At 66.7% G+C, this 24,782-nt stretch carries 19 protein-coding genes; 15 read left to right on the forward strand and 4 right to left on the reverse strand.

The window, feature by feature from the left end; all coding sequences use genetic code 11:
- Positions 1-162: 162 nt before the first annotated feature.
- Together ABWW33_RS11895 and ABWW33_RS11900 are read right to left on the reverse strand one after the other, a co-directional pair.
- The gene (locus ABWW33_RS11895; protein ID WP_353401741.1) at positions 163-2,127 is read right to left on the reverse strand and encodes a DUF6600 domain-containing protein; all 1,965 of its coding nucleotides are present in this window, start codon (positions 2,125-2,127) and stop codon (positions 163-165) included.
- Positions 2,128-2,220: 93 nt separating this feature from the next.
- The gene (locus ABWW33_RS11900) at positions 2,221-2,862 is read right to left on the reverse strand and encodes a LysE family transporter (protein WP_176653274.1); all 642 of its coding nucleotides are present in this window, start codon (positions 2,860-2,862) and stop codon (positions 2,221-2,223) included.
- A 160-nt stretch (positions 2,863-3,022) separates the two neighbouring features.
- Here ABWW33_RS11900 and ABWW33_RS11905 point away from each other — a divergent pair, with 160 nt between their 5' ends.
- The 13 genes from ABWW33_RS11905 to ABWW33_RS11965 all read left to right on the forward strand — a co-directional run bounded on the left by ABWW33_RS11905 (position 3,023) and on the right by ABWW33_RS11965 (position 17,858).
- Positions 3,023-3,958, forward strand: a complete 936-nt coding sequence (locus ABWW33_RS11905; protein ID WP_176653273.1) for a DUF808 domain-containing protein — start codon at positions 3,023-3,025, stop codon at positions 3,956-3,958.
- Positions 3,959-4,034: 76 nt separating this feature from the next.
- Positions 4,035-6,131, forward strand: coding sequence for an EAL domain-containing protein (locus ABWW33_RS11910; protein ID WP_353401744.1), 2,097 nt, complete (start codon positions 4,035-4,037; stop codon positions 6,129-6,131).
- Between the two features lie 119 nt (positions 6,132-6,250).
- Positions 6,251-7,879, forward strand: a complete 1,629-nt coding sequence (locus tag ABWW33_RS11915) for a methyl-accepting chemotaxis protein (RefSeq protein WP_353401745.1) — start codon at positions 6,251-6,253, stop codon at positions 7,877-7,879.
- The gene (hemN, locus tag ABWW33_RS11920) at positions 7,876-9,291 is read left to right on the forward strand and encodes an oxygen-independent coproporphyrinogen III oxidase (RefSeq protein ID WP_353401747.1); all 1,416 of its coding nucleotides are present in this window, start codon (positions 7,876-7,878) and stop codon (positions 9,289-9,291) included. Before ABWW33_RS11915 ends, hemN begins: the two co-directional genes overlap by 4 nt.
- A 7-nt stretch (positions 9,292-9,298) precedes the next feature.
- Positions 9,299-10,054 carry a sulfite exporter TauE/SafE family protein gene (locus ABWW33_RS11925; protein WP_353401749.1) on the forward strand — a complete coding sequence of 252 codons (756 nt, stop codon included), beginning with the start codon at positions 9,299-9,301 and terminating at the stop codon, positions 10,052-10,054.
- A complete protein-coding gene (locus tag ABWW33_RS11930) occupies positions 10,033-12,498 on the forward strand; it encodes a heavy metal translocating P-type ATPase (RefSeq protein WP_353401751.1) in 2,466 nt (821 codons plus the stop codon). Before ABWW33_RS11925 ends, ABWW33_RS11930 begins: the two co-directional genes overlap by 22 nt.
- Positions 12,498-12,653, forward strand: a complete 156-nt coding sequence (gene ccoS, locus ABWW33_RS11935; RefSeq protein WP_176653267.1) for a cbb3-type cytochrome oxidase assembly protein CcoS — start codon at positions 12,498-12,500, stop codon at positions 12,651-12,653. Before ABWW33_RS11930 ends, ccoS begins: the two co-directional genes overlap by 1 nt.
- Positions 12,654-12,750: 97 nt before the next feature.
- Positions 12,751-14,178, forward strand: coding sequence for a cytochrome-c oxidase, cbb3-type subunit I (ccoN, locus tag ABWW33_RS11940; protein WP_353401753.1), 1,428 nt, complete (start codon positions 12,751-12,753; stop codon positions 14,176-14,178).
- Positions 14,179-14,192: 14 nt separating this feature from the next.
- Positions 14,193-14,813 (forward strand): cytochrome-c oxidase, cbb3-type subunit II, encoded by a 621-nt coding sequence (gene ccoO, locus ABWW33_RS11945; RefSeq protein WP_176653265.1) that lies wholly within the window; start codon positions 14,193-14,195, stop codon positions 14,811-14,813.
- Position 14,814: 1 nt separating this feature from the next.
- The gene (locus ABWW33_RS11950; RefSeq protein ID WP_176653264.1) at positions 14,815-14,991 is read left to right on the forward strand and encodes a cbb3-type cytochrome oxidase subunit 3; all 177 of its coding nucleotides are present in this window, start codon (positions 14,815-14,817) and stop codon (positions 14,989-14,991) included.
- Entirely contained in the window at positions 14,984-15,931 is a 948-nt protein-coding gene (ccoP, locus tag ABWW33_RS11955) for a cytochrome-c oxidase, cbb3-type subunit III (protein WP_176653263.1), read from the forward strand. The genes ABWW33_RS11950 and ccoP overlap by 8 nt, the downstream gene beginning before the upstream one ends.
- Positions 15,932-15,943: 12 nt before the next feature.
- Entirely contained in the window at positions 15,944-17,329 is a 1,386-nt protein-coding gene (gene ccoG, locus ABWW33_RS11960) for a cytochrome c oxidase accessory protein CcoG (RefSeq protein WP_353401756.1), read from the forward strand.
- Between the two features lie 10 nt (positions 17,330-17,339).
- Positions 17,340-17,858 carry a FixH family protein gene (locus ABWW33_RS11965; protein WP_353401758.1) on the forward strand — a complete coding sequence of 173 codons (519 nt, stop codon included), beginning with the start codon at positions 17,340-17,342 and terminating at the stop codon, positions 17,856-17,858.
- Between the two features lie 23 nt (positions 17,859-17,881).
- Here ABWW33_RS11965 and ABWW33_RS11970 read toward each other — a convergent pair whose 3' ends face one another.
- Together ABWW33_RS11970 and ABWW33_RS11975 are read right to left on the reverse strand one after the other, a co-directional pair.
- Complete coding sequence (locus ABWW33_RS11970) at positions 17,882-18,400, reverse strand: RNA polymerase sigma factor (RefSeq protein ID WP_176653260.1); 519 nt, start codon at positions 18,398-18,400, stop codon at positions 17,882-17,884.
- A gap of 7 nt (positions 18,401-18,407) precedes the next feature.
- The gene (locus ABWW33_RS11975; RefSeq protein ID WP_353401760.1) at positions 18,408-18,629 is read right to left on the reverse strand and encodes a YgaP family membrane protein; all 222 of its coding nucleotides are present in this window, start codon (positions 18,627-18,629) and stop codon (positions 18,408-18,410) included.
- Positions 18,630-18,803: 174 nt separating this feature from the next.
- Between ABWW33_RS11975 and ABWW33_RS11980 the strand changes: the two genes are divergently transcribed.
- A complete protein-coding gene (locus tag ABWW33_RS11980) occupies positions 18,804-22,271 on the forward strand; it encodes a response regulator (RefSeq protein WP_353401762.1) in 3,468 nt (1,155 codons plus the stop codon).
- Between the two features lie 180 nt (positions 22,272-22,451).
- The gene (locus ABWW33_RS11985) at positions 22,452-24,770 is read left to right on the forward strand and encodes a catecholate siderophore receptor Fiu (RefSeq protein ID WP_353401764.1); all 2,319 of its coding nucleotides are present in this window, start codon (positions 22,452-22,454) and stop codon (positions 24,768-24,770) included.
- The last annotated feature ends 12 nt before the right edge of the window (positions 24,771-24,782 follow it).

Genomic DNA, 24,782 nt, shown 5'->3' on the forward strand with positions numbered 1-24,782 from the left:
TCTCGACGGCCTGGCGTGGCGGGCGTTGTGCGCCCCGGTTCTCACGCTGTCCCCCGGTGTTTGCATGACTGTAACTTTATGCAGAGTGTCACGTCGCTACCAGCCGATTGTGACGAACTGCAGTTTTTGCCCCCTGAACTACCCTTTTTCCGGATTAAACGGTCACTGGCGATTCTGGTTTTTGTTGTCGCCGCGCTCACGGCCATCGTCGCGATGCCGTTCCTGGCGCGGCTGTTGAGGCTGTTGCGGCTGTGGCTGCGCTTGCGGCGCAGCCTGCACCGGCGCCGCGGGCTGCGGGACCTGGCGCTGCGGCTGAGGAATCTGCGGTTGCTGAACCGCAGGCTGCGGCACCTGGCGGCGCTCCTCCTGCACGCGAACCGGGCGGCGATTGTCGTCGCCGCGGTTTTCGTAGCGGCTTTCGTTGCGATTGTCACCGCGGTTATCTCCGCGACCATCCCGGCCATCGCGCTCGAAGCGCTCACGCGACGGCGTGGGCGTCGGCGAGACCTGCATCACCGGCGCCGGCATCGCCACCGGCGCATTCACCTGCGGATTGCCCTGCTGCGGCTGCCCCGGCGTGGCCGGTAACTGCCCCGGCCGCCCATGCGTACGCACATCGATCCGCACGTCGCCCGGACGCACGGTCTGCGGCGCCGAATCCGGCCTGCCGAACTGCCCCGGCGCCAGCGTGGTCGTGGTCTGCTGGCGGCCCGGCTGCAATGGTACCGGCACCGGCTGCGGCGGCGCCGTCAGCACCCGTCCCGGCTGGCCGCTGGTCTGGCGTTCCAGGCGGTCCGGAATGCCGTCGTGATCGCGATCCCGGTCCTGCCAGCCGCCGCGGCGGTTGGTCTCGGCCGTGCGCGGCAAGCCTGTCGGCTGCGGCGGCGCCACCGGCGCGGCGTTCACGACGGCTGCATTCTGCGCCGTCGGGATCAGGCCGGCGCCACGGTTCACCTGCACGCTGTGGCGGCGGCCCTCGAACTGCTCGCGCGGCAGCACGGTCAGGCCGTTGCGGTGATTGTCCTGGTCCCCTCGCTGATCCCTCCGCTGGTCCCCGCGCGGCTCGAAGGGCCTGCCGTTATGCGTCCACGTCAGGCGGCGCTCGTACTCATTGGAAACACGGTAATTCGGCACGTAGCGCTCGCGCGGCGACAGCGGGAACCAGCCCAGGCCCGGACGGCGGTCGCGCGAGAAGCCGTCGCCGCCGACCCAGCCGACCAGCGCCGGCGCCCACACCGGACGCCCGGCCGGACGACCTGGCGCCCAGCACCAGCGGCGGTTGACCATCACCCAGCGGCCGTAATGCGACGGCGCATAACCCCAGGGAGCGTTGTCGACCCAGGTCCAGCCCCACGGCGCCAGCCAGACCCAGCTGCCGTCGCGGTACGGCGCCCAGTCCACCGCGACATTGCGCGGCGTCCACAGCGCGCCGTACTCGACGCTCTCGGTCCAGCTGCCGTTGCGGTCCAGTTCCTCGTAGCCTGTCATGCCGCTGGAGACGAAACGGCTGCTGACCACCGCCTCGGAGGCGCGGTCGCGCTCGTCGGACCAGACGTCGAAGCCGTCGCGGCGGGCCACGCTGGTGCGCACGTCCTCGCCGGTGACCTCGACCTGGCGGCCGTTGTTGACGGTGACCGACGAACCGGCGCCGTCGACCCGGGCGCTGCCGCCCAGCACGCTGATCTGGCTGGTGTCGGCGATGCGCTCGACATCGACCCGCAGCAAGCCGGGCTCGAGCATCGTGATGCGCGCCTGCGGCGTGCTCAGCTCGAAATCGCGCAACAGCTCGGGACTGCGGATACGGATGTTGACGCTGCCGTAATTCAAGCGCAGCCGTAACAGATCGTCGTCCAGGTCGATGATTTCCAGGTCGGAATCGCCGTCGATGCGCACCGCCGTCGAGCCGACGCGGAACTCGGTGCGGGCGCCGGTGGCGGTATTGATGTGGCTGGCGCCGGTCACCGGCCAGTTCAACCCGACGGCGGCCGGCTCGTCGTCGCCGACCAGCGTTACCTGGCCCTGCACCGACGAAATGCGGCCGACCATGGCCGGCGGGTCGGCCAGCGCCGGCGCGCTAAAGCCGGCCAGGGCGGCCAGGACGACGGAATGGATGATGTTGCGGCTCATGACAGCGCTCCTCTGTTTATTCTTATGTTTTTTCTTATCTTATTTAACGCTGCGACTTCGCGTTGGACTACCGGGGTTACACTGGGTTACAAATCAGGCGCTGGCGCCGCCCCGCTTGACGAAGAACAGCGCCGCGCCGATCGCCATCAGCAGGCCGCCGAACACCCGGTTCTGCTTCTTGACGGCGCCGGCGTCGCGGAAAAAGCGCTGCATCGACGAGGCCAGGAAGGCGTAGCTGTGCATCACCACCAGGTCGATGCAGAACATGGTGGCGGCCAGGATCAGCAGCTGCGGCAGCAGCGGCGCACCTTGCGTAATGAATTGCGGCAACACCGCCACCATGAAGATGATGCCCTTGGGATTGGTGGCGTTGGTCAGGAAGCCGGTCAGGAAGCGCTTGCGGGCCGCCGGCACCGTCATTTCGGCCTGGCTTTGCTGCGCGCCGATGGTGACCTTGGCGCGCCACTGGCTCAGGCCCAGGTAGATCAGGTACAGCGCGCCGACCGTCTTGACGATGCTGAACGCCACTTCCGAAGCCATCAGCAGCGAGCCGACGCCGGCGCCGGCGATGAAGAAGATCAGCAACAGGCCCGTCTGCAGGCCGAAGATGGTGGCGCTGGTGCGGCGCACGCCGTATGACAGTCCGTGCGACATCGCCAGCACGGCGCCCGATCCGGGCGAGACCGCGATAATGCAGGCGGCGACAAAAAAAGTGATCCAGGTGGCAAAGCTCATGAGGGTATCCCGTGCGGTCACGGCGCGGCACCATGCCACGCGGCAAAGTACATTGTAGCGGTGACGGCGTATCGCTGCGCGGCCAACGTAGGTTAATATTGCTTATCGACTAAGGAAACGCATATGACCAACCTGACTACCCCGCAAGGAAGCCGCTGAGATGGCCGGCACCAGCCTGCTGGCGCTGATCGACGACATCGCCACCATCCTCGACGACGTCGCCCTGATGAGCAAGGTGGCGGCCAAGAAAACCGCCGGCGTGCTGGGCGACGACCTGGCGCTGAACGCGCAGCAGGTGGCCGGCGTGCGCGCCGAGCGCGAACTGCCGGTGGTGTGGGCGGTGGCTGTCGGCTCGCTGAAGAACAAGGCCATCCTGGTGCCGGCCGCGCTGGCGATCAGCGCCTTCGCGCCGTGGGGCATCACGCCGCTGCTGATGCTGGGCGGCCTCTACCTGTGCTTCGAAGGCTTCGAGAAAATCGCCCACAGCCTGCTGCACCAGGACGATGACGACCACCTGGGCGAGCTGGCCGACGCCATCAGCGACCCGGACGTCGACCTGGTGGCGCTGGAAAAGGACAAGATCAAGGGCGCGATCCGCACCGACTTCATCCTCTCGGCCGAGATCATCGTCATCGCGCTGGGCACGGTGGCCACGGCGCCGTTCATGCAACAGGTGACGGTGGTGGTCGGCATCGCCATGGTGATGACGGTGGGCGTGTACGGCATCGTCGCCGGCATCGTCAAGATGGACGACGCCGGGCTCTACCTGAGCCAGCGCGGCGGCAGCGCGGTGCGCGCGCTCGGCCGCGTGCTGCTGGCGGCGGCGCCCAAACTGATGAAGCTGCTGTCGGTGGTGGGCACGGCCGCCATGTTCATGGTCGGCGGCGGCATCCTGATGCACGGCCTGCCGGGCACCCACGACATCGTCCACCACGCCGCCGAGGCGGCCGCCACGGTGCCGGTCGCCGGCCCGCTGCTGGCCTGGGCCACGCCGGGCGCGCTGGACGCCGTCGCCGGCCTGGTCGCCGGCGCGCTGGCGCTGGCGGCGGTCACGCTGGGCGGAAAAATCTGGCGCCTGTTCAAAAAAGCGGCCTGAGCGCTGAAAAAAAGCGGAACTTATTTTCCTCTGCCCGGTCGAAGCGAAAACAGGGCGGAGAAACGTAATGGAGCATATGCAGCGGCATTTACGCATGGCGCTGGACGCGGCGCGTATGACGATTTGGGATTCCGAACTGTCTAAAGGCAGCGTCATCAACAGCACCGTGCAATGGTTTGGCGCCGGCACCGCTCTGCTGGGCCTGCCCACGGGCGACATGAAGCAACCGTTTTCCACCTTCCTGCAATTTGTCTATCCCGACGACCGCGACGGCCTGCTCGGCACCATGCAGGCCGCGGTGGACGCCCACAGCGACTACGAAGTCGAATACCGCGTGGTCTGGCCGGACCGCAGCGTGCACTGGCTGGCCGCCAAGGCCCAGGTGTTCTGCGACGAGCAAAACCACCCGATCGGCACGCTGGGCATCGTCTGGGACATCACGGACCGCAAGGAGAACGAGCAAAGCGTGGCGCGCCAGCGCGAAATGGCGGCCGTCACGCTGCGCTCGATCGGCGAGGGCGTGATCACCACCAACGAGCACGGCAAGACCGAATACCTGAACCGCATCGCCGAACAACTGACCGGCTGGAACCTCGAGCAGGCGCGCGGCCTCGACATCGGCACCACGCTGAATCTGGTCGACGAGGCCGGCGCCCCCATCCCCGAGCACGTGGCGCTGCAATGCCTGAGCATGAAGCGGGCGATCAGCGTGTCGTCGCAAAACCAGCTGGTCACCCGCGACCACCGCCACATCGCGGTGGAGGAATCGGCCGCGCCGATCTGGTCCGATACCGGCGACCTGCTGGGCGCGGTGGTGGTGTTCCGCGACGTCAGCCACGAACGCAAGCTGACCAAGCAGCTGTCGTGGAACGCCAGCCACGACACGCTCACCGGCCTGATCAACCGGCGCGAATTCGAGGTGCAGATCGCCACCGCGCTGCACAGCGCCAAGGACGAGGGCCACGTGCACGCGCTGCTGTACATGGACCTGGACCAGTTCAAGATCGTCAACGATACCTGCGGCCACAGCGCCGGCGACCTGCTGCTGCAGCTGCTGTCGAAAATGCTGCAGACGCAGATGCGCGACAGCGACATCCTGGCCCGCCTCGGCGGCGACGAGCTGGGCGTGCTGTTGCCGCACTGCCCGCCCGACCAGGCGCTGCTGATCGCCGACGACCTGCGGCAGTCGATCAAGAATTTCCGCTTCGTGTGGGACGACCACACCTTCGAGCTGGGCGTCAGCATTGGCGTGGTGGAGATCAACCACAACAGCAAATCGATGACCGAGCTGCTGATCGCCGCCGACCAGGCCTGCTACCTGGCCAAGGAGCGCGGCCGCAACCGCGTGCACCTGTACCAGGACTCGGACCTGCGGCTGGCGCGGCGCCAGGGCGAGATGCTGTGGGTGTCGCGCCTGAACGAGGCGTTCGAGCACCAGTATTTCCGGCTCTACGCCCAACCCATCGTCGGCCTCGGCAAGCACAACGGCGCCCACGACGAAGTGCTGATCCGCATCCAGCCCGGCAAGGGCGACCTGATCCTGCCGGGCGCCTTCATTCCGGCCGCCGAACGCTACGACATGATGACGGCGATCGACCGCTGGGTGATACGCGCCGTCTGCCGCCACATGCAAAACATGCGCGACAGCCTCAGCGCCGAGCAGGCCTATATCGAAGACCGCCACCCGGCCCCGGCGCAGTACTCGGTCAACCTGTCCGGCACCTCGCTGGGCGACGAGGGGCTGCACGACTACATCATCGAGCAGTTCGTCGAGCACGACATCGCGCCCGAACAGATCTGCTTTGAAATCACCGAGACCGCCGTGATCGCCAACCTGCTGAAGGCGCAGGCCTTCATGGCCGGGCTGAAGGCGCTGGGCTGCCGCTTCTCGCTGGACGACTTCGGCAGCGGCCTGTCCTCGTTTGCCTACCTGAAGGCGCTGCCGGTGGATTTCCTCAAGATCGACGGCATCTTCATCCGCGACATCGCCACCAACGCCATCAACCGGGCGCTGGTGAAGGCCATCAACGAGGTCGGCCACGTGATGGGCATCAGCACCGTGGCCGAATACGTGGAAGACGAACCGACGCTGGAAGTGGTGCGCGAACTGGGCCTGGACTACGCCCAGGGCTATGCGGTCGGCCTGCTGCGGCCGCTCAGCGTCGGCGACTAGGCCGGTTTTCCTGCCCAAGCCAATCCGGGGAATTTTGATCTACATCAATAAATTTGCGCGTCCGACTACGTAAACTGGTTGTATTCATTGCGATACAGCAATAACCCGGAGCCCAAGTCATGCGCAACAACCAGCCAGTCACCAACCGCGAAGTGGAGGTCCAGGACGATCAGGCCATCGTCTCGAAGACTGATTTAAACGGCAACATTACCTATGTAAATCCCTATTTCACGCAGGTCAGCGGCTACGACGAGGCCGAGCTGCTGGGCGCGCCGCAGAACATCGTGCGCCATCCCGACATGCCGGTCGAGGCGTTCGCCGACCTGTGGGCCTCGATCAAGGCCGGCACGCCGTGGACCGGCATCGTCAAGAACCGCTGCAAGAACGGCGACTACTACTGGGTGCGCGCCAACGTCACGCCGATCCGCGAGCACGGCAAGACCACCGGCTACATGTCGGTGCGGGTCAAGGCCGACCGCCAGCAGATCGCCAAGGCCGAACAAGCCTACCGCGAGCTGCGCGGCGGCGGCCGGCACGACATCCGCATCAAGAACGGCCAGGTGATCCATACCGGCGCCGGCTCATTGCTGTCGCGCCTGACGCACACCTCGCTGGCGATGCGCATCTGGCTGGCCACCAGCGTGGTCAACGTGCTGCAGGTGATCGTCTGCGCCGCCGCGCTGATGAGCGGCGGCGGCAACAGCTACGCCATCTTCGGCGCCACCTTCATCGGCTTGCTGATCAACGTCTTCCTGTGGTACACGCTGCGCGTCTCGGTGCTGCAGCCGCTGGACCGGGCGTTGCAGGGCGCGCGCGCCATCGCCGCCGGCGACCTGTCCGGCTCCTTCGAGACCGAGGCCACCGATGAAGTGGGCCAGCTGCTGCGGGCCCTGCAGCAAATGAACAGCAACCTGATCGCCACCATCCGCGACGTGCGCGTCAACGTCGAGACGATGGCCGTCGCCACCCGCCAGATCGCCGCCGGCAACGCCGACCTGTCCGGCCGCACCGAGGCGCAGGCCGCCAGCCTGGAGGAGACCGCGTCCAGCGTCGAACAGTTCTCGTCCACGGTCAAGCAGAACGCCGACAACTCGGCGCAAGCCAACCAGCTGGCGCTGAACGCCTCCAGCGTGGCGGTGCAGGGCGGCGAGATCGTCGCCGACGTCATCGCCACCATGGATGAAATCAACAGCTCGTCGCGCCAGATCGTCGACATCATCGGCCTGATCGAGGGCATCGCCTTCCAGACCAACATCCTGGCGCTGAACGCCGCCGTCGAGGCGGCCCGCGCCGGCGAACAGGGACGCGGCTTCGCCGTCGTCGCCGGCGAGGTGCGCAACCTGGCGCAACGCAGCGCCACCGCCGCCAAGGACATCAAGAACCTGATCGACGTTTCGGTCGGCAAGGTCAGCGCGGGCATGGTGCAGGTCGACCGCGCCGGCGCCACGATGAAGGAAGTGGTGGCGTCGGTGCAGCAGGTGACGGCCATCATGCAGGAAATTTCAGTGGCCTCGCGCGAGCAGAGCATCGGCGTCGACCAGGTCAACGCCGCCATCGCCCACATGGACCAGGTCACGCAGCAGAACGCCGCGCTGGTGGAAGAAGCGGCGGCCGCCACCGCCAGCCTGGCGCTGGAGGCGGGCGGCCTGAAGCAGGCGGTCAGCCTGTTCAAATTCGGCCCGGCGCGCAAAGCCGCCGCCATCCCGGCAGCCCGTCCGCAACCCGCCCTGAAACGCCTTGCAGCATGAACGCGCACACCTTTCCCGCGGTTGAATTCGATGCCGCCATCATCGGCAAACTGAGCCAGTCCGGCCCGCGCTACACCTCGTATCCGACCGCCGACCGCTTCCAGCCGGACTTCGGCTACGGCCAGTTCCTCGAGGCGGTGGCCGGCCTGCGCATGCGCCGCAGCCGGCGGCCCCTGTCGCTGTACATCCACATTCCGTTTTGCGACACGATCTGCTACTACTGCGGCTGCAACAAGATCGTCACCAAGGACCACGGCAAGGCCGCCACCTATCTCGGCTACCTGAAGCAGGAGATCGACATGCAGGGGCGCCTGTTCGCCGGCACGGGCACGGTCGAGCAACTGCATTTCGGCGGCGGCACGCCGACCTATCTGAGCGACCGCCAGATGGGCGACCTGATGGAACACCTGCACGCCAATTTCGATTTCGCGCCGGACCAGCAGGGCGAGTACTCGATAGAAATCGATCCGCGCACCGTCAGCGCCGAGCGCGTGCACTCGCTGCGCGCGCAGGGCTTCAACCGCATCAGCCTGGGCGTGCAGGATTTCGATCCCGAGGTGCAGAAGGCCGTCAACCGCATCCAGCCGGAAGCGGAAACGCGGGCCGTGATGGACGCCGCGCGCGACGCCGGCTTCCGCTCGATCAGCATCGACCTGATCTACGGCCTGCCCAAGCAAAGCCTGGCCAGCATGGAGCAAACGCTGGACAAGGTGATCGCCGCCGACCCGGACCGCATCGCGTTGTACAACTACGCCCACCTGCCGCACCTGTTCAAGCCGCAGCGCCGCATCGCCGAGGCCGACCTGCCGACACCCGAGGTCAAGCTGGAGCTGCTGGCGCTGAGCATCCGCCGCCTGTGCGCGGCCGGCTACGTCTACATCGGCATGGACCATTTCGCCAAGCCGGACGACGAGCTGGCGGTGGCGCAGCGCCAGGGCCTGTTGCAGCGCAACTTCCAGGGCTATTCGACGCGCGCCGAGGCCGACCTGATCTCCTGCGGCGTGTCGGCCATCAGCGCGGTCGGCGCCACCTACAGCCAGAACGAGAAAACGCTGGACGCCTATTATGAAAAGCTCGACGAGGGCAGGCTGCCGGTCGCGCGCGGCATCAAGCTCGATACCGACGACCTGCTGCGCCGCATCGTCATTCAAAAGCTGATGTGCAATTTCGAACTGTCGATGTCGTCGATCGAGCAGGCCTATCCGATCCGCTTCCCGCTGTACTTCGCGGCCGAGCTGGAAAAGCTGAAGGCGTTCGAGGAAGACGGCTTGCTGGTCGTCGATCCGGAGTGGATCACCGTCACGCCCAGGGGCCGTCTGCTGATACGCAACATCTGCATGGTGTTCGACCGCTACCTGGGCCTGCCCCGCGCTGACGGCCCGCAACCGCTGCGCTACTCGAAAACGATTTGAGCCCATCATGAACGCCCTGCAGCTACTGCCCGTGTTTGTGGTCGGCCTGGCGGGCAGCGTCCACTGCATCGGCATGTGCGGCGGCATCGTCGGCGCCTTGACGGCCAGCGCGCAGCCGGCGCGCAGGGTGGTCGCCATCGTGCCGGTCGCCGACAACGCGTTGCCGCGCGTGCTGGCTTACAACGCCGGCCGCATCGCCAGCTACATGACGGCCGGCGCGCTGGCGGGCGGCCTCGCGGGCGGCGCGCAAGACATGCTCGCGCTGGCCGGCGCGCAACTGGCCTTTTACTGGCTGGCCAACCTGATGCTGGTCGCGCTGGGCCTGTATCTGATGGACGCCTGGCGCGGCCTGGCCGTGCTGGAGCAGGGCGGCCGCGTGCTGTGGCGGCGCGCGCAGCCGGTGCTGGCGCCGATGATGAAGGCGCTGATGCCGGCGCGCCGGCCGCAGCAGGCGTTCGCGCTCGGGCTGCTGTGGGGCTGGCTGCCGTGCGGCATGGTCTACAGCGTGCTGCTGACCGCCATGCTCAGCGGCTCGGCCGGCAACGGCGCGGCGGTGATGCTGGCGTTCGGCCTCGGCACGCTGCCGATGCTGACCGGCCTGGGCCTGCTGGGCGCGCGCCTGCAAAGCGCCTTGCGGAAGAAAACTGTACGCGTCGCCTGCGGCCTGCTGGTGCTGGCCTTTGGCATGCTGGGACTGGCGCGCGCGGCCGGCGGCCTCACGCCCGCATGGATGGATAGCTTATGCCTGACACCACATTCGTAGAGCGCGTCCACAACGCAAGCGTCTGCTACCACTGCGGACTGCCGCTGCCGGCCGGCGGCAGCGCCGCATGGCAGGTGTCCATCGACGGCGCCGAGCGCGCCATGTGCTGCCCCGGTTGCGCCGCGGTGGCGCAGACCATCGTCGACCTCGGCCAGCAATCGTATTACCGCGATCGCGCCGGCTATGCGGCAACCGCCGACGGCGCGCAACTGGTGCCGCCCGAGCTGCAGCTGTACGACAACGCCGATCCCCGCTTCGCCCTCGACGGCGACAGCCGCGAAGCCATGTTCGCGGTGGAGGGCATACGCTGCGCCGCCTGCGTCTGGCTGATCGAGCAGCGCCTGGCCAGGCTGCCGGGCGTGGAAAGCGCCCAGCTCAACGTCGCCACCGAGCGCCTGTACGTGCGCTGGCGCAGCGAGGTTTGCGAACCCGGCGCCATCCTGGCCGCGCTGCACGCCATCGGCTATGCCGCCTATCCCTACGACGCCGGCCGCCACGGCGAGCAGCAGCGCAAGAGCGCCAGGACATTGGGCCGCCAGCTGTTCGTCGCCGCGCTGTCGATGATGCAGGTGATGATGTACGTCGCCCCCGCCTATCTGGCCGACGACGGCACGCTGGACGACAGCATGGCGACGCTGATGCGCTGGGCCAGCCTGCTGCTGACCTTGCCGGCGATCTGCTATTCGGCGCAGCCGTTCTGGCGCGGCGCCTGGGCCAGCCTGCGGGCGCGCGCGCCGGGCATGGACTTGCCGGTGGCGCTGGGCATCGCCGCCGCCTTCGGCGCCAGCGTGGCGGCCACCGTGCGCGGACACGGCGACGTGTATTTCGATTCGGTGACGATGTTCATCTTCCTGCTGCTGTGCAGCCGCTACTTCGAACTGCGCGCGCGCCGCAAGGCCGCCGCCGCGCTGGAGCGCCTGCAGCACGCGCTGCCCGCCTCCGCCACGCTGCTGGAAAATTATCCGGACAGCCACGCCGCCACGCTGGTCAAGGCCGCCGCGCTGGCTGTGGATAACCTCATCATGATCAAATCGGGCGAGGCGGTGCCCGCCGACTGCATCATCGTCGATGGCCGCACCTTGCTGGATGTGTCGCTGCTGAGCGGCGAGAGCGCGCCGGTCGCCAAGGCGGTCGGCGACGCCTTGCCGGGCGGTGCCATCAACGCCGGCACCGTGGTGGTCGCCCGCGTGACACGCCGCGCGCAGGACAGCACCTTGTCCAGCCTGATCAAACTGATAGACCGCGCCGGACGCGACAAACCGCGCATCGCGCTGTGGGCCGACCGCGTGGCCGCCTGGTTCGTGGCCGCGCTGCTGCTGTTCGCGCTGGCCGCGTTCGGCTTCTGGTTCTGGCTCGACGGCTACAGCGCCGCGCGCGCGTGGCCGATCGCCATCGCGGTGCTGGTGGTGTCCTGCCCGTGCGCGCTGTCGCTGGCCACGCCGACCGCGCTGGCCGCCGCCACCGACCGGCTGCTGCGGGAAGGCGTGCTGGTCACCGGCCCGCAGACGCTGGAGACGCTGCACCGCGCCACGCACATTGTGTTCGACAAGACCGGCACGCTGACCCATGGCCGCCCCATGCTGCGGAAGATCCAGCCGCTGGGGAGGATGCAGCCGGACTTTTGCCTGCGGGTGGCCGCCGCGCTGGATGCCGGCAGCGCCCATCCATTGGCGCGCGCCATTGTCGGCGCCGCCCTCGACAACCACGGCCGCGAGGACTGGCAGGCCGGCGAGGTATGCGAAACCGCCGGCCGCGGCATCGAAGGCATGGTGCACGACCGGCGCTACCGCCTCGGCAGCGCCGGCTTCGTGGCCGGCTTGAGCGGCGCCGCGCCGCCGCACGATGCCGGCGCCGGCGTCACGCCCGTCTATCTCGGCGTGGAGGGGCAATGGCTGGCGTGCCTGCATCTGTGCGACGGCCTGCGCGACGACGCCCAGGCCACCGTCGACTATTTCCACCAGACCGGCAAGACCGTGGTGCTGCTGAGCGGCGACAACGACAGGCTGGTGCGCGAGGTCGGCGACCGGCTGGGCATCCACACCACCGTCGGCAACTGCCTGCCCGAGGAAAAGCTGGCCTTCGTCAAGCGCTTGCAGCAGCAGGGCGCAGTGGTGGCGATGATAGGCGACGGCATCAACGACGCGGCCGTGCTGAGCGCGGCCGACGTGTCGTTCGCGATGGGCGAGGGCGCCGCTCTGGCGCAGGCCCATGCCGACGCGGTGCTGCTGCACGGGCGCCTCGGCGCCGTGGCCGACAGCGCGCGCGTGGCGGCGCGCACGATGCGGGTGATCCACCAGAACCTGGCCTGGGCCAGCGTCTACAACCTGCTGGCGATACCGGCCGCGGCCATGGGCCTGCTCAATCCCTGGCTGTCCGGCGTCGGCATGGCGCTCAGTTCGGCCGTGGTGGTGGCCAACGCGCTGCGACTCAGAAGGAGTTCTTGATGGATGCGCTCTACCTGCTCGTTCCGATCAGCGTGCTGCTGGTGTTCGTGGCGCTGTGGATCTTTTTCAAGGCCTCGGACGACGGCCAGTTCGACGACCTGGTCGGCCCGGCGCTGCGCGTTCTGCAGGATGACGACAAGCCGCCGGAGGACTAGCTGGTTCCGGAATTTTTTGATCCACATCAAGGTTTTTTGGGTCCCACTTCCGTAACCTTTGATACACATCATCAAAGCGTTCTTGGGAGAACTTCAAGTGGACCTTGCACAGAACTACAACTACAAGATTGTGAAGCAATTCGCAGTCGCCACCGTGGTCTGGGGCATCGTCGGCATGCTGGTGGGCGTCATTATCGCCGCCCAGCTGGCATGGCCGTCGCTGAACCTGGACATTCCCTGGCTGACCTATGGCCGCCTGCGGCCGCTGCACACCAACGCGGTCATTTTCGCGTTCGGCATCTGCGGCCTGTTCGCCACCTCGTACTACGTGGTGCAGCGCACCTGCCAGGTGCGGCTGTTCTCGGACAAGCTGGCCGCCTTCACCTTCTGGGGCTGGCAGGCGGTCATCCTCAGCGCCGTCGTCACGCTGCCGATGGGCCTGACCCGCGGCAAGGAATACGCCGAGCTGGAATGGCCGATCACCCTGCTGATCGCCGTGGTCTGGGTCTCTTACGCGGTGGTGTTCTTCGGCACCCTGCTGACGCGCAAGGTCAAGCACATCTACGTGGCCAACTGGTTCTTCGCCGGCTACATCATCGCCGTGACGATCCTGCACGTGGTCAACGGCGCCAGCATGCCGGCCACGCTGTTCAAATCGTACTCCGCCTATTCCGGCGTGCAGGATGCGATGATCCAGTGGTGGTACGGCCACAACGCGGTGGGCTTCATCCTGACCGCCGGCTACCTCGGCATGGTCTACTACTTCATTCCCAAGCAGGCAGAACGTCCGGTGTATTCGTACCGGCTGTCGATCGTGCACTTCTGGGCGCTGATCTTCACCTACATGTGGGCCGGCCCGCACCACCTGCATTACACCGCGCTGCCGGACTGGACGCAATCGATCGGCATGGTGTTCTCGCTGATCCTGCTGGCGCCAAGCTGGGGCGGCATGATCAACGGCATCATGACCCTGTCGGGCGCCTGGCACAAGCTGCGCACCGACCCTATCCTGAAGTTCATGATCGTCTCGCTGTCGTTCTACGGCATGGCCACCTTCGAAGGCCCGATGATGTCGATCAAGACCGTCAACGCGCTGTCGCACTACACCGACTGGGGCATCGCCCACGTCCACGGCGGCGCGCTGGGCTGGGTCGGCTTCATCACCATGGGTTCGATCTACTACCTGCTGCCGCGCCTGGCCGGCCAGCAAAAGATGTGGAGCACCCGCCTGATCGACGTGCACTTCTGGGTCGCCACCATCGGCATCGTGCTGTACATCGCCGCGATGTGGATCGCCGGCGTGATGCAGGGCCTGATGTGGCGCGCCGTCAATCCGGACGGCACGCTGACCTACACCTTCGTCGAGGGCGTCAAGGCCACCTATCCGTACTACGTGGTGCGCTTCGGCGGCGGCCTGCTGTACCTGAGCGGCATGTGCCTGATGGGCTACAACACCTGGATGACCTTGCGTAACCGCGACACCGCCGTGGCACGCATTCCCGCGCTGGCCGCCGGCCACGCCTGATATCGGAGCACAGTATGAAATCGAAATTTTCACATGACTGGATCGAGAGAAACCCCTGGCTGCTGATCGCGCTGGTGACGCTGGTGGTCAGCGTCGGCGGCGCCGTCGAGATCGTGCCGCTGTTCTTCCAGAAGTCCACCACCGAGCCGGTGGCGGGTCTGAAGCCGTATTCGCCGCTGCGCCTGGCCGGCCGCGACATCTATGTGCGCGAAGGCTGCTACAACTGCCACTCGCAGATGATACGGCCGTTCCGCGCCGAGACCGAGCGCTACGGCCACTACTCGGTGGCCGGCGAGTTCGTCTACGACCGTCCGTTCCAGTGGGGCTCCAAGCGCACCGGTCCCGACCTGGCGCGCGTGGGCGGCCGCTACAGCGACGAATGGCACCGCACCCACTTGGCCAATCCGCGCGACGTGGTGCCGGAATCGAATATGCCGAACTACCCGTGGCTGGCGCAGACGTCGCTGGTGCCGGAATCCATCGTGCCGAAGATGAAGGCGCTCAAGCGCCTGGGCGATCCCTACACCGACGCCGAGATCGCCGCCGCTCCGGCCGAGCTCAAAGACAAGACCGAAGAAGACGCCCTGGTCGCCTACCTGCAAGGCCTGGGCACATTGATCAAGACGAGGAACTAGCATGGCTATCGACACTCTGTTTGACCGCGCCAGCAGCGTGATGACGGTGATTTCCTTCATCACCTTCGCCGGCATCCTGTGGTGGGCCTTCATCCACAACAAGGAAGCCGACTTCGCCACGGCGGCGCAACTGCCGTTCGACGACGAGGACGCTGAAAAGGAGGCCCATCATGGCTGACTTCACCAACGGCTTCTGGGACCTGTACATCGCCGTGCTGACCCTGCTCGGCATCGCCGGCTGCGGCATCCTGCTGTTCTCCCAATCGAAGGTCAAGGGCCAGCCCGGCCAGACCACCGGCCACATGTGGGACGAAGACTTGACCGAGCTGAACACGCCGATGCCGCGCTGGTGGATGTGGCTGTTCTACATCACCATCGTGTTCGGCCTGGCCTATTTGTTCCTGTACCCGGGCCTGGGCGCCTATGCCGGCAAGCTGGGCTGGAAATCGTCCGGCCAGTACCAGGCCGAGCTCAAGCAGGCCGAGACCGACTACGGCCCGCTGTTCGCGCAATACCAGAAGCAGGACCTGAAGGCGGTGGCGGCCGATCCGAAGGCGCACGCCATCGGCGAGCGGCTGTTCCTGACCTACTGCGCGCAATGCCACGGCTCGGACGCGCGCGGCAACAAGGGCTTCCCCAACCTGACCGACAAGGACTGGCTGTTCGGCGGCGCGCCGGAAACCATCAAGGAAACCATACTGCACGGCCGCACCGGCATGATGCCGCCGATGGGCGCGGCGCTCGGTTCGGACAAGGACGTGGAAAACGTCGCGCACTACGTGCTCAGCCTGTCCGGCTCGACCGCCGATCCGATCAAGGTGGTGTTCGGCAAGGACAAGTTCGGCGCCTGCATGGCTTGCCACAGCGCAGGCGGCACCGGCAACCAGGCCCTCGGCGCGCCCAACCTGACCGACAAGATCTGGCTGTTCGGCGGCAGCGCCGAGACCGTGATGGAAACCATCCGCAAGGGCCGTACCACCACCATGCCGGCGTTCGAGGACTTCCTCGGCGACGCCAAGGTGCACGTGCTGGCCGCCTACGTGTGGAGCCTGTCGAACGACGCCGGCGCGCCGGCGGCGATACCCGCCATGGCCGCCGCGCCCGCCGCCGCGCCTTGATGGACTGATGCGATGACCGATGCTGCCCCACAAGTGATCAAGATGTACGCGGCCCGCGAGGAAATCTATCCGCGCGAAGCCAGCGGCCGCTACGCCCGCCTGCGCTGGCTGTTTGTCTGGCTGACGCAGCTGGCGTTCTACTGCACGCCGTGGCTGCAGTGGAACGGCCGCCAGGCCCTGCTGTTCGACCTGACGGCGCGCAAGTTCTACATCTTCGGCCTGGTCCTGTGGCCGCAGGACTTCATCTACCTGGCCGCGCTGCTGATCATCTGCGCCTATCTGCTGTTCCTGGCGACGGCGGTGGCGGGGCGGGTGTGGTGCGGCTTCGCCTGTCCGCAAACGGTGTACACCGAGATCTTCCTGTGGATAGAACGCAAGATCGAAGGCAAGCGCAGCGCCCGCATGCTGCTGGACCGGCAACCGCCCTCGGCGCGCAAGTTCGCAAAGAAAAGCGCCAAGCACCTGGCCTGGGGCGCGGTGGCGCTGTGGACCGGCTTCACCTTCGTCGGCTATTTCACGCCGATCAAGCTGCTGGGTGGCGAGGTGCTGAGCTTGAACTTCGGCCCGTGGGAATGGTTCTGGGTGGTGTTCTACAGCTTCGCCACCTACGGCAACGCCGGCTGGATGCGCGAACAGGTGTGCAAGTACATGTGCCCGTATGCCCGCTTCCAGAGCTCGATGTTCGACCGCGACACGCTGATCATCACCTACGACAGCGCGCGCGGCGAACCGCGCGGCCCGCTGTCGAAAACCGAAAACGGCAACGGCGGCTCCTGCATCGATTGCTCGATGTGCGTGCAGGTATGCCCGACCGGCATCGACATCCGCAAGGGCCTGCAGTATGAATGCATAGGTTGCGCCGCCTGCGTCGACGCCTGCAACGGCGTGATGGACAAGATAGGCCAGCCGCGCGGCCTGATCCGCTACAGCACCGAGCGGGCGATGCTGATGCACTACACGCCGACCGAGATCCGCCAGCGCACGCTGCGCCCGCGCGTGAAGATCTACGCCGGCATCCTGGCGCTGATCGTCATCGGCGTCGGCACCGCGCTGGCGCTGCGCACGCCGCTCAAGCTGGACGTGATCCGCGACCGCGGCGCCATGGGCCGCGAGGTCGAGGACGGCATGATCGAAAACGTCTACCGGCTGCAGATCATGAACACTTCCGAGCAGGCCCACACCTACCGCATCGCCGTCAGCGGCCTGGCGACCTTGACCCAGGTGACGCCGGACCTGGTGCGGGTCGAGGGCACCGAAACCAAGGCCCATGCGATCCGGCTGCGCACGGCGCACGGCGCCGGCCATCCGGGCTCGAACAAGATCGAGATCGAACTGACCGCGGTCGACCAACCGTCGCTGCGGGTGGAAGAACACGCGGTGTTCTTCGTGCCGCGTTAAGGAGAGCTAGATGAGCGTAACAATGACGATGGCCACGGCGACGCCGTGGTGGAAACAGCGCTGGCCGTGGCTGCTGATGGCCGGCCCGGCGCTGGTGGTGGTGGCCGGCACCTATACCGGCTGGCTGGCGTTCTCGCAGCAGGACGCGCTGGTGGTCGGCGACTACTACAAGCAGGGCAAGGCGATCAACCAGGATTTGCGGCGCGACCGCCTGGCGTCGTCGCTGGGCCTGTCGGTGTCGCTGGGCTATGACGCCACGCAGGGCTTGCTGGCGGGGCAGTTGCGCCGCCGCACCGACGATCACGGCAGGACGGAGCGGCTGTTCGTGCACCTGTCGCATGCGACATTGCCGGAAAAAGACATCAAGCTGGTGGTGCAGCCGGACGAATTCGGCATGTTCCAGATCAACCTGCCGATGCTCGAGCGCAGCCGCTGGGTGGTGCTGGTGGAAGGCGAAAAACGCGACTGGCGGCTGGCCGGCACGTGGAGCTGGCCGGGGCAGCGCGAGGTGACGCTGAGCGCCGACTAAGCCTCGACCAGGCTACGCCGCACTCAGCCGATCAGGTATTCGCGCGCCATCAGCCTTGCACGATGCAAGCGGCTCTTGATGGCGGCCGTGGTGAAACCGAGCTGTTCGGCGATCTCGCCGATCGACAGTTCGGCAAAATCGCGCAGCAGCACCACTTGCAGGTAATCGGCCGGCAGCGATTCGAGCGCGTTGACCAGTTCCAGCCGCAGGCCGGCCGTGTCCTGGCTGGCCAGCCATTGCTCGGCGCGCTCGTCGTCCCACGGATCGTGGCCCAGCGCGGCGCGGCCCAGCCGGTGGCATTCGCGCTTGACGACCTGGAACAGCCAGCCGGAAAACGCCGCCAGCATGCGCACCGACGACAGCCGGCGCGACAGCACCAGCAGCGCTTCCTGCACGGCGTCGTCGACGTCGCCGATCAGGCAGTTGCGCTGGGCGTAGCGGCGGATATCGGGCTGGCACAGCCGCAGCAGCTGCGCCAGCGCCGCCGGATCGCCGCGATGGGCGGCGTCCAGCACCGGTAGATGTTGTTCGGCCAGACTCATGCGTTCCCTAGATTTTGCCTTGTTTGGCGGCGTTGTCGAGCCGGCGGCCGACCAGCGCGCACATCGGGCAGAAGCCGAACAGGCCGGAACCGACGATGCCGGCCGCCGATGCCGCCACCACCGTGCCCCACACGCCGCCCAGCACGCCCAGGCCCAGGTAGATGGCGGCCAGGCCGGCGATGACGCGCAGCATGCGCTCCCAGTTCGGTACGTTTTTCACATAAAACATTATGCTCTCCTTGTGTCGCAGAGGAAGTCCCTCGGCTACTAAGAGGCCGCTTCAAGCCATTTTGATTCGCGCCGTCGAAAATATTTCTTATCCTGTTGCCTTGGCCGCCCTTTGATAGGAGAATTCCCTAGCGTTTAAGACTGATCCCACCCACGCCCGATTGTGAAGGATGCGATGAAGTCACCCGGTATCAAGGCAAAAGTAGCGCTGGCCACCAGCATCACCTCCATCCTGATGATCGCGCTGGTGACGGTGGTGCAGACCCAGCGCATGCAGGAAGACTTCACCAAGGTGCTGTTCGCCCAGCAAACGGCGCTGATCAACCGCACCGCGGAAGAGCTCGACGACAAGCTGATGATGTTGCTTGACATCATCGCCGTGTCCGCCCGCAACCAGCCGCCGGGCATCGCCAGGTCCACCGACCAGCTGCGCGACTATTACCAGGACCGCGCCGTGCTGGCCTTGTTCGACGACCTGCTGGTGCTCAGCCCGCAGGGCCAGCTGATCGCCGACCTGCCGGTGGTGCCGGGCCGCGTCGGCATCGACGCCTCCGACCGCGAATACTTCAAGACGGTGATGCGCACCCGCAAGCCGATGATCACCGAACCGCTGATCGGCAAGGTCAACAAGCAGCCCATCGTGCAGATGATCGCCCCGGTGCTCAACGCCAAGGGCGAGGTGGTAGGCGTGCTGATCGGCGTGCTGCGCCTGTACAAGGACAATCTGCTCGGCCATTTGCGCAACGCCAAGGTCGGCCAGAGCGGCTATTACTTCGCGCTGACCAAGGGCCCGGCGCCGGTGTATGTGCTGCATCCCGAGCTGAACCGGCTGCTGCAGCCGCGCCAGCCCAACGCCAACGCGGCCACCACGCTGGCGCTGGAGCACGGCTTTGAAGGCACGCTCGACAGCATCAACGGTTCGGGCCAGCGCGCGCTCAACAGCTACAAGTCGCTGAAATCGGTGAACTGGGTGCTGTGCGCCTCGCTGCCGGCCAAGGAAGCGTTCGAGCCCTTCGACGGCGTGCTGTACCGCCTGTTGCTGTGGAGCGGGCTGGCCTCCGTGCTGGCGGCGCTGCTGATCGGCTGGGTGACCTTGCGTCTGATGGCGCCGCTGGTCAAGCTGCGCGACGCCATCGTCGCGCTGCGCGACAATCCCGGCCGCTTCACGCCGCTGCCGACCTACGCGCAGGACGAGGTGGGCCAGCTGACCACCGCGTTCAACGACCTGATGCACGAGCGGCTGGCGGCCGACGCCCGCCTGCAAAGCCTGGTGGAATTCGCGCCGAACGCCATCGTCGTGGTCGGCGTGGACGGCGCCATCGAGACCTTCAACCGCGAAGGCGAGCGCTGCTTCGGCTACAGCCGCGACGAGGTGCTGGGCCAGCCGCTGGAAGTGCTGGTGCCGGAGCGGCTGCGCGGCCAGCACGCCGCGCATCGCCTGAAGTTCTTCGCCGACCGCCTCAGCGCCGAACCGGTGCGCATGGGCAGCGGCGCCGCGCTGTACGGCCTGCGCCGCGACGGCAGCGAGTTCCCGCTCGAGATCAACCTGAGCGCGGTGCGCACCGACCAGGGCACCAAGGTGCTGGCGGTGATCTCCGACATCACCGAACGCTTGCGCCTGCAGCGGGAAGTGGAGGCGCGCGCCGCCGAGCTGGAGCGCGAACGCGACCGCGCCGAGGCGGCCAACCGCGCCAAGAGCGAGTTCGTGGCCAATATGAGCCATGAAATCCGCACGCCGATGAACGCCGTGCTGGGCATGGCCTACCTGCTCGGCAATACCGAGCTGACCACGCAGCAGCGCAAATACCTGAGCATGGTGCGGGTGTCCGGCCAGTCGCTGCTGGGCATCCTCAACGACGTGCTGGATTTCTCCAAGATCGAGGCGCGCCACATGGAATTGTCGCCGGTGGAGTTCGCGCTGGACGATACGATGAATTCGCTGGCCACGCTGATGACGATGAACGCCGGCGACAAGGAACTGGAGCTGGCCATCAGCGTCGATCCGGCCGTGCCGCGGCACTTGCGCGGCGACGCCATGCGGCTGCAGCAGATCCTGGTCAACCTGGCCGGCAACGCCATCAAGTTCACCGAGCACGGCGAGGTGGTGGTCGGTGTCGAGCTGGAGGCGCGCGAGGACCAGCACGCGCTGCTGCGCTTCGAGGTGCGCGACACCGGCATCGGCATGACCGACAGCCAGCTGGCGCAGCTGTTCAACGCCTTCTCGCAGGCCGACCAAAGCATCACGCGGCGCTTCGGCGGCACCGGCCTGGGCCTGGCCATCACCAAGCGCTTGATTGAGCTGATGGGCGGGCAGATCGCCGTCGACAGCGTGCCGGGCCAGGGCTCGACCTTCTGGTTCAGCCTGCCGTTCGAGATCCTGCCCGAGCAGCCGGACGAGCGCCGGCGGCCCGCGCTGGGCCAGTTGCGCCTGCTGGTGGCGGACGACAACCGCACCAGCCGGGAAGTGATCGCCAAGCTGATACGGGCCTGGGGCTGGCACGCCGACGAAGTCGATTCCGGCGCGGCGGCGCTGCTGCGCTACCGCCAGGGCCAGGCGCGGCAGCAGCACTACGACGTGGTGCTGGCCGACTGGCACATGCCCGGCATGGACGGGCTGGCCACGGCCAAGGGCATACGCGCGGCGGCGGCAGGCCAGAAGCAGCCCATCGTGGTGATGGTCAATGCCTTCGCCCGCGACCGCCTGGAGGAAATCTCCAACGCGCCGGAGGCGGACGTGGTGCTGGTCAAGCCGATCACCAGTTCCAACCTGTTCGACGCGCTGCACCAGGCGCTGGCGGACAAGAGCGACGGCGCGCAGCAGGCGGCTGCCGAGCAGGGCATCGCCGGCAGCCTGGCCGGCGTGCGCCTGCTGCTGGTGGAGGACAACGCGCTCAACCAGGCGGTGGCGCGCGGCATCCTGGAGCTGGCCGGCGCCGAGCTGGACGTGGTGGGCGACGGCAGCCAGGCGGTCGAGCTGCTGCGCGCCGGCGCCAACCACTACGACCTGGTGCTGATGGACATGCAGATGCCGGTGATGGACGGCTTTACCGCCACCAGCATCCTGCGCAAGGAGCTGCGGCTGACGCTGCCGATCATCGCCATGACGGCGGGCGTGCTCGGTTCCGAGCGCCACCGCTGCACCGAGGTCGGCATCACCGACTTCATCCCCAAGCCGATCGAGGTGGAGGAAATGATGGTCGTGCTGCTGCGCAACCTGCCCGCCAGGCTGGACGCGGCGGCGGCGCCTGAACCGCCGCCGGAACCGCCGCCAGCCCCCGTCGACGAAGCCAGCATCTTCAATATGGACAGCCTGATGCGGGTGATGGGCAAGGATCCCAAGGGCCGCCTGGTGATGTTCAAAATGGTGCGCGGCGCCCTCGACACCGGCATGGCGCCGGTCGACCTGGCCGGCGAGGCCCTGCAGGAAGGGCGGATGCGCGACGCGGCCCGCGCCTTCCACAGCCTGCGCGGCGCGGTCGGGGTGCTGGGCGCCAAGCGCCTGGTCGAGGCCACCATCGCCGCCGAGGACGCCATCAACGGCCAGCGCAACGACGAGCTCGACGAACGCTACCGGACGGTGCGCGCCGAGCTGGAACAGACGCTGGCGCGGGCCCGCGCCTGGCTCGAACGCGAGCAATCCTGAGCGCCGGCCGTGATGGCGGCGTTACAAACGAATAGTATTGATAATAATTCGCATTTACAAATGTAGGGAAACTTGCTATTCTTATCGGGTTGAAATACAGCCAACCCGGCAGCCAGACGCGGTCTTCAGAGAAGAATCAAGCGCAGCCAGCCGCTATATTCTTTGAGAAAGACGCCTGAAATGATCAAGAGCCGCAAACACGCGCAATCGCGCTTCAACCAACATATGGGTGCGGCGCTGGCCGTGATGCTGCTGCCGGTGGCCGCCCACGCCGCCGAGAAGGGCGACGCCGGCGCGCCGGTGATCGTGGCCGGCGCCAACCAGACGCTGCAGGAAATCAAGGTCCAGGGCAGCACCCTCAACGATTTCAAGGCCGACAAGGCCTCGTCCGCCAAGTACACGGAAAAACTGGTCGACACCGCCCAGTCGATCAGCGTCATCAAGAAAGAGCTGATCGAACAGCAAGGCGCCGTCACGCTGACCGAAGCGCTGCGCAACACGCCGGGCGTGGGCGCCTTCTTCCTCGGCGAAAACGGCAGCACCAACACCGGCGACGCCATCTACATGCGCGGCTTCGACGCCTCCGGCAGCATCTACGTCGACGGCGTGCGCGACGTCGGCTCGATCTCGCGCGACACCTTCAACATCGAACAGATCGACGTGCTCAAGGGCCCGGCCGGCACCGACAACGGCCGCAGCTCGCCGACCGGCTCGATCAACCTGGTCAGCAAGCAGCCGCTGCTGGAAAACGCCTACAGCGGCGCCGTCACCTTCGGCAGCGGCCGGCAAAAGCGCGCCAGCGCCGACCTCAACCAGGTGATCAACGCCGACACCGGCACCGCCTTCCGCCTCAACATCCTCGACCAGGACAGCGGCAACCCGGCGCGCGACGTGGTCAAGAACAAGCGCTGGGCCGTCGCGCCGACGCTGGCGTTCGGCCTGAACGGCACGACCCGCGTCTACCTGGACTTGCTGCACGTTAAACAAAACAACATCCCCGACGGCGGCGTGCTGACCATCGGCCTGCCGGGCTACACCACGCCGGACGCCACCCGTCCATTCCTGAGCAGCGCCAAGCCTGTCGATCCGAACAACTTCTACGGCTCGACGCTGGACCATGACGACGTCAAGGCCGACATGTTCACCGTGCGCGTCGAGCACGACTTCGCCGGCGGCGCCAGGCTGCAGAACACCACCCGCTGGGGCAAGACCACGCAAAGCTATCTACTGACCTCGTTCACCGCGACCACCGCCAACCTGCCGACCGCCACCGTGAACAAGGACAGCAATCCCGACAGCTGGACCCTGAAGCGCACCAACCTGAACTTCAAGGACCAGTCGAACGAGATCGTCACCAACCAGACCACCATCACCTTCGACGCCGTCACCGGCGCGGTCAGGCACACCATCGTCGGCGGCCTCGAGCTGACCAACGAGAAGCAGCTGAACTACACCTGGGCGGCCATCTCCGGCGCGCTGCCGGACACCAGCATCTACCACCCGAACCCGAACGCGCCGGTCACGCTGACCTACGGCCGCAACGGCGCCAACGGCAACGGCCAGACCAGCACCGAGAGCGTGTACGCCTTCGACACCGCCAAGTTCGGCGACCAGTGGATCATCAACGGCGGCGTGCGCGTCGACCACTACAACACCACCTTCAACGGCATCGCGCTGCAGGCGGCGGCCACCCCGCAAGTGCTGCCGATCGGCACCAGGATCCCGACCTCGCTGGAATCGGGCGACAACCTGATCAACGGCAAGCTGTCGGTGCTGTTCAAGCCGACCGCCGAGAGCAGCGTCTACGGCCTGGTCGCGACGTCGAAAGCTCCACCGGGCGGCAACACCTTCACGCTGAGCACGGCGGCCAACAGCGCCGCCAACCCGAACTACGATCCGCAGGTGACCACCAACTACGAGTTCGGCACCAAGTGGGATCTGCTGAAGCAGAAACTGTCGCTGTCGGCCGCCGCCTACCGCACCGAAGTGAAGAACGAGATCGAAGTCGATCCGACCGACTCGACCAAGTTCTACCAGAACGGCAAGAAGCGCGTGCAGGGCATCGAGCTGGGCGTGACCGGCGAACTGATGCGCAACTGGCTGATCAGCGCCGGCTACACCCGCATGTCCACCAGCATCGAATCGGGCAAGCTGACCACCGCCAGCGGCGAGAACGCGCTGACCTACACGCCCAAGCAGGCGTTCACCGCATGGACCTCGTACACGCTGCCGATGGGCCTGCAGATCGGCGGCGGTGCCCGCTTCAGCGACAAGCTGCTGCGCGGCACCGACGGCGCCGTCGGCACCCCGGCCTACGCCGATTCGTACTGGGTCTACGACGCCATGGCTTCGTACCCGCTCAACAAGCACGTCGACCTGCGCCTGAACGTCTACAACCTGGCCGACAAGCAGTATGTGCAGGCGATCAACAAGTCGGGCTACCGCTACACGCCGGGCGCGCCGCGCTCGGCCAGCGTGACGGCCAACTTCAAGTTCTAAGCGCCGCACCCG

This window comes from Duganella hordei, from assembly GCF_040369125.1.
Taxonomy (GTDB): Bacteria; Pseudomonadota; Gammaproteobacteria; order Burkholderiales; family Burkholderiaceae_D; genus Rugamonas; species Rugamonas hordei.

Coding starts and splice junctions, on each gene's coding strand:
- ABWW33_RS11895 (WP_353401741.1), bottom strand. CDS start 2,127: ATGAGCCGCAACATCATCCATTCCGTCGTCCTGGCCGCCCTGGCCGGC.
- ABWW33_RS11900 (WP_176653274.1), bottom strand. CDS start 2,862: ATGAGCTTTGCCACCTGGATCACTTTTTTTGTCGCCGCCTGCATTATC.
- ABWW33_RS11905 (WP_176653273.1), top strand. CDS start 3,023: ATGGCCGGCACCAGCCTGCTGGCGCTGATCGACGACATCGCCACCATC.
- ABWW33_RS11910 (WP_353401744.1), top strand. CDS start 4,035: ATGCAGCGGCATTTACGCATGGCGCTGGACGCGGCGCGTATGACGATT.
- ABWW33_RS11915 (WP_353401745.1), top strand. CDS start 6,251: ATGCGCAACAACCAGCCAGTCACCAACCGCGAAGTGGAGGTCCAGGAC.
- hemN (WP_353401747.1), top strand. CDS start 7,876: ATGAACGCGCACACCTTTCCCGCGGTTGAATTCGATGCCGCCATCATC.
- ABWW33_RS11925 (WP_353401749.1), top strand. CDS start 9,299: ATGAACGCCCTGCAGCTACTGCCCGTGTTTGTGGTCGGCCTGGCGGGC.
- ABWW33_RS11930 (WP_353401751.1), top strand. CDS start 10,033: ATGCCTGACACCACATTCGTAGAGCGCGTCCACAACGCAAGCGTCTGC.
- ccoS (WP_176653267.1), top strand. CDS start 12,498: ATGGATGCGCTCTACCTGCTCGTTCCGATCAGCGTGCTGCTGGTGTTC.
- ccoO (WP_176653265.1), top strand. CDS start 14,193: ATGAAATCGAAATTTTCACATGACTGGATCGAGAGAAACCCCTGGCTG.
- ABWW33_RS11950 (WP_176653264.1), top strand. CDS start 14,815: ATGGCTATCGACACTCTGTTTGACCGCGCCAGCAGCGTGATGACGGTG.
- ccoP (WP_176653263.1), top strand. CDS start 14,984: ATGGCTGACTTCACCAACGGCTTCTGGGACCTGTACATCGCCGTGCTG.
- ccoG (WP_353401756.1), top strand. CDS start 15,944: ATGACCGATGCTGCCCCACAAGTGATCAAGATGTACGCGGCCCGCGAG.
- ABWW33_RS11965 (WP_353401758.1), top strand. CDS start 17,340: ATGAGCGTAACAATGACGATGGCCACGGCGACGCCGTGGTGGAAACAG.
- ABWW33_RS11970 (WP_176653260.1), bottom strand. CDS start 18,400: ATGAGTCTGGCCGAACAACATCTACCGGTGCTGGACGCCGCCCATCGC.
- ABWW33_RS11975 (WP_353401760.1), bottom strand. CDS start 18,629: ATGTTTTATGTGAAAAACGTACCGAACTGGGAGCGCATGCTGCGCGTC.
- ABWW33_RS11980 (WP_353401762.1), top strand. CDS start 18,804: ATGAAGTCACCCGGTATCAAGGCAAAAGTAGCGCTGGCCACCAGCATC.
- ABWW33_RS11985 (WP_353401764.1), top strand. CDS start 22,452: ATGATCAAGAGCCGCAAACACGCGCAATCGCGCTTCAACCAACATATG.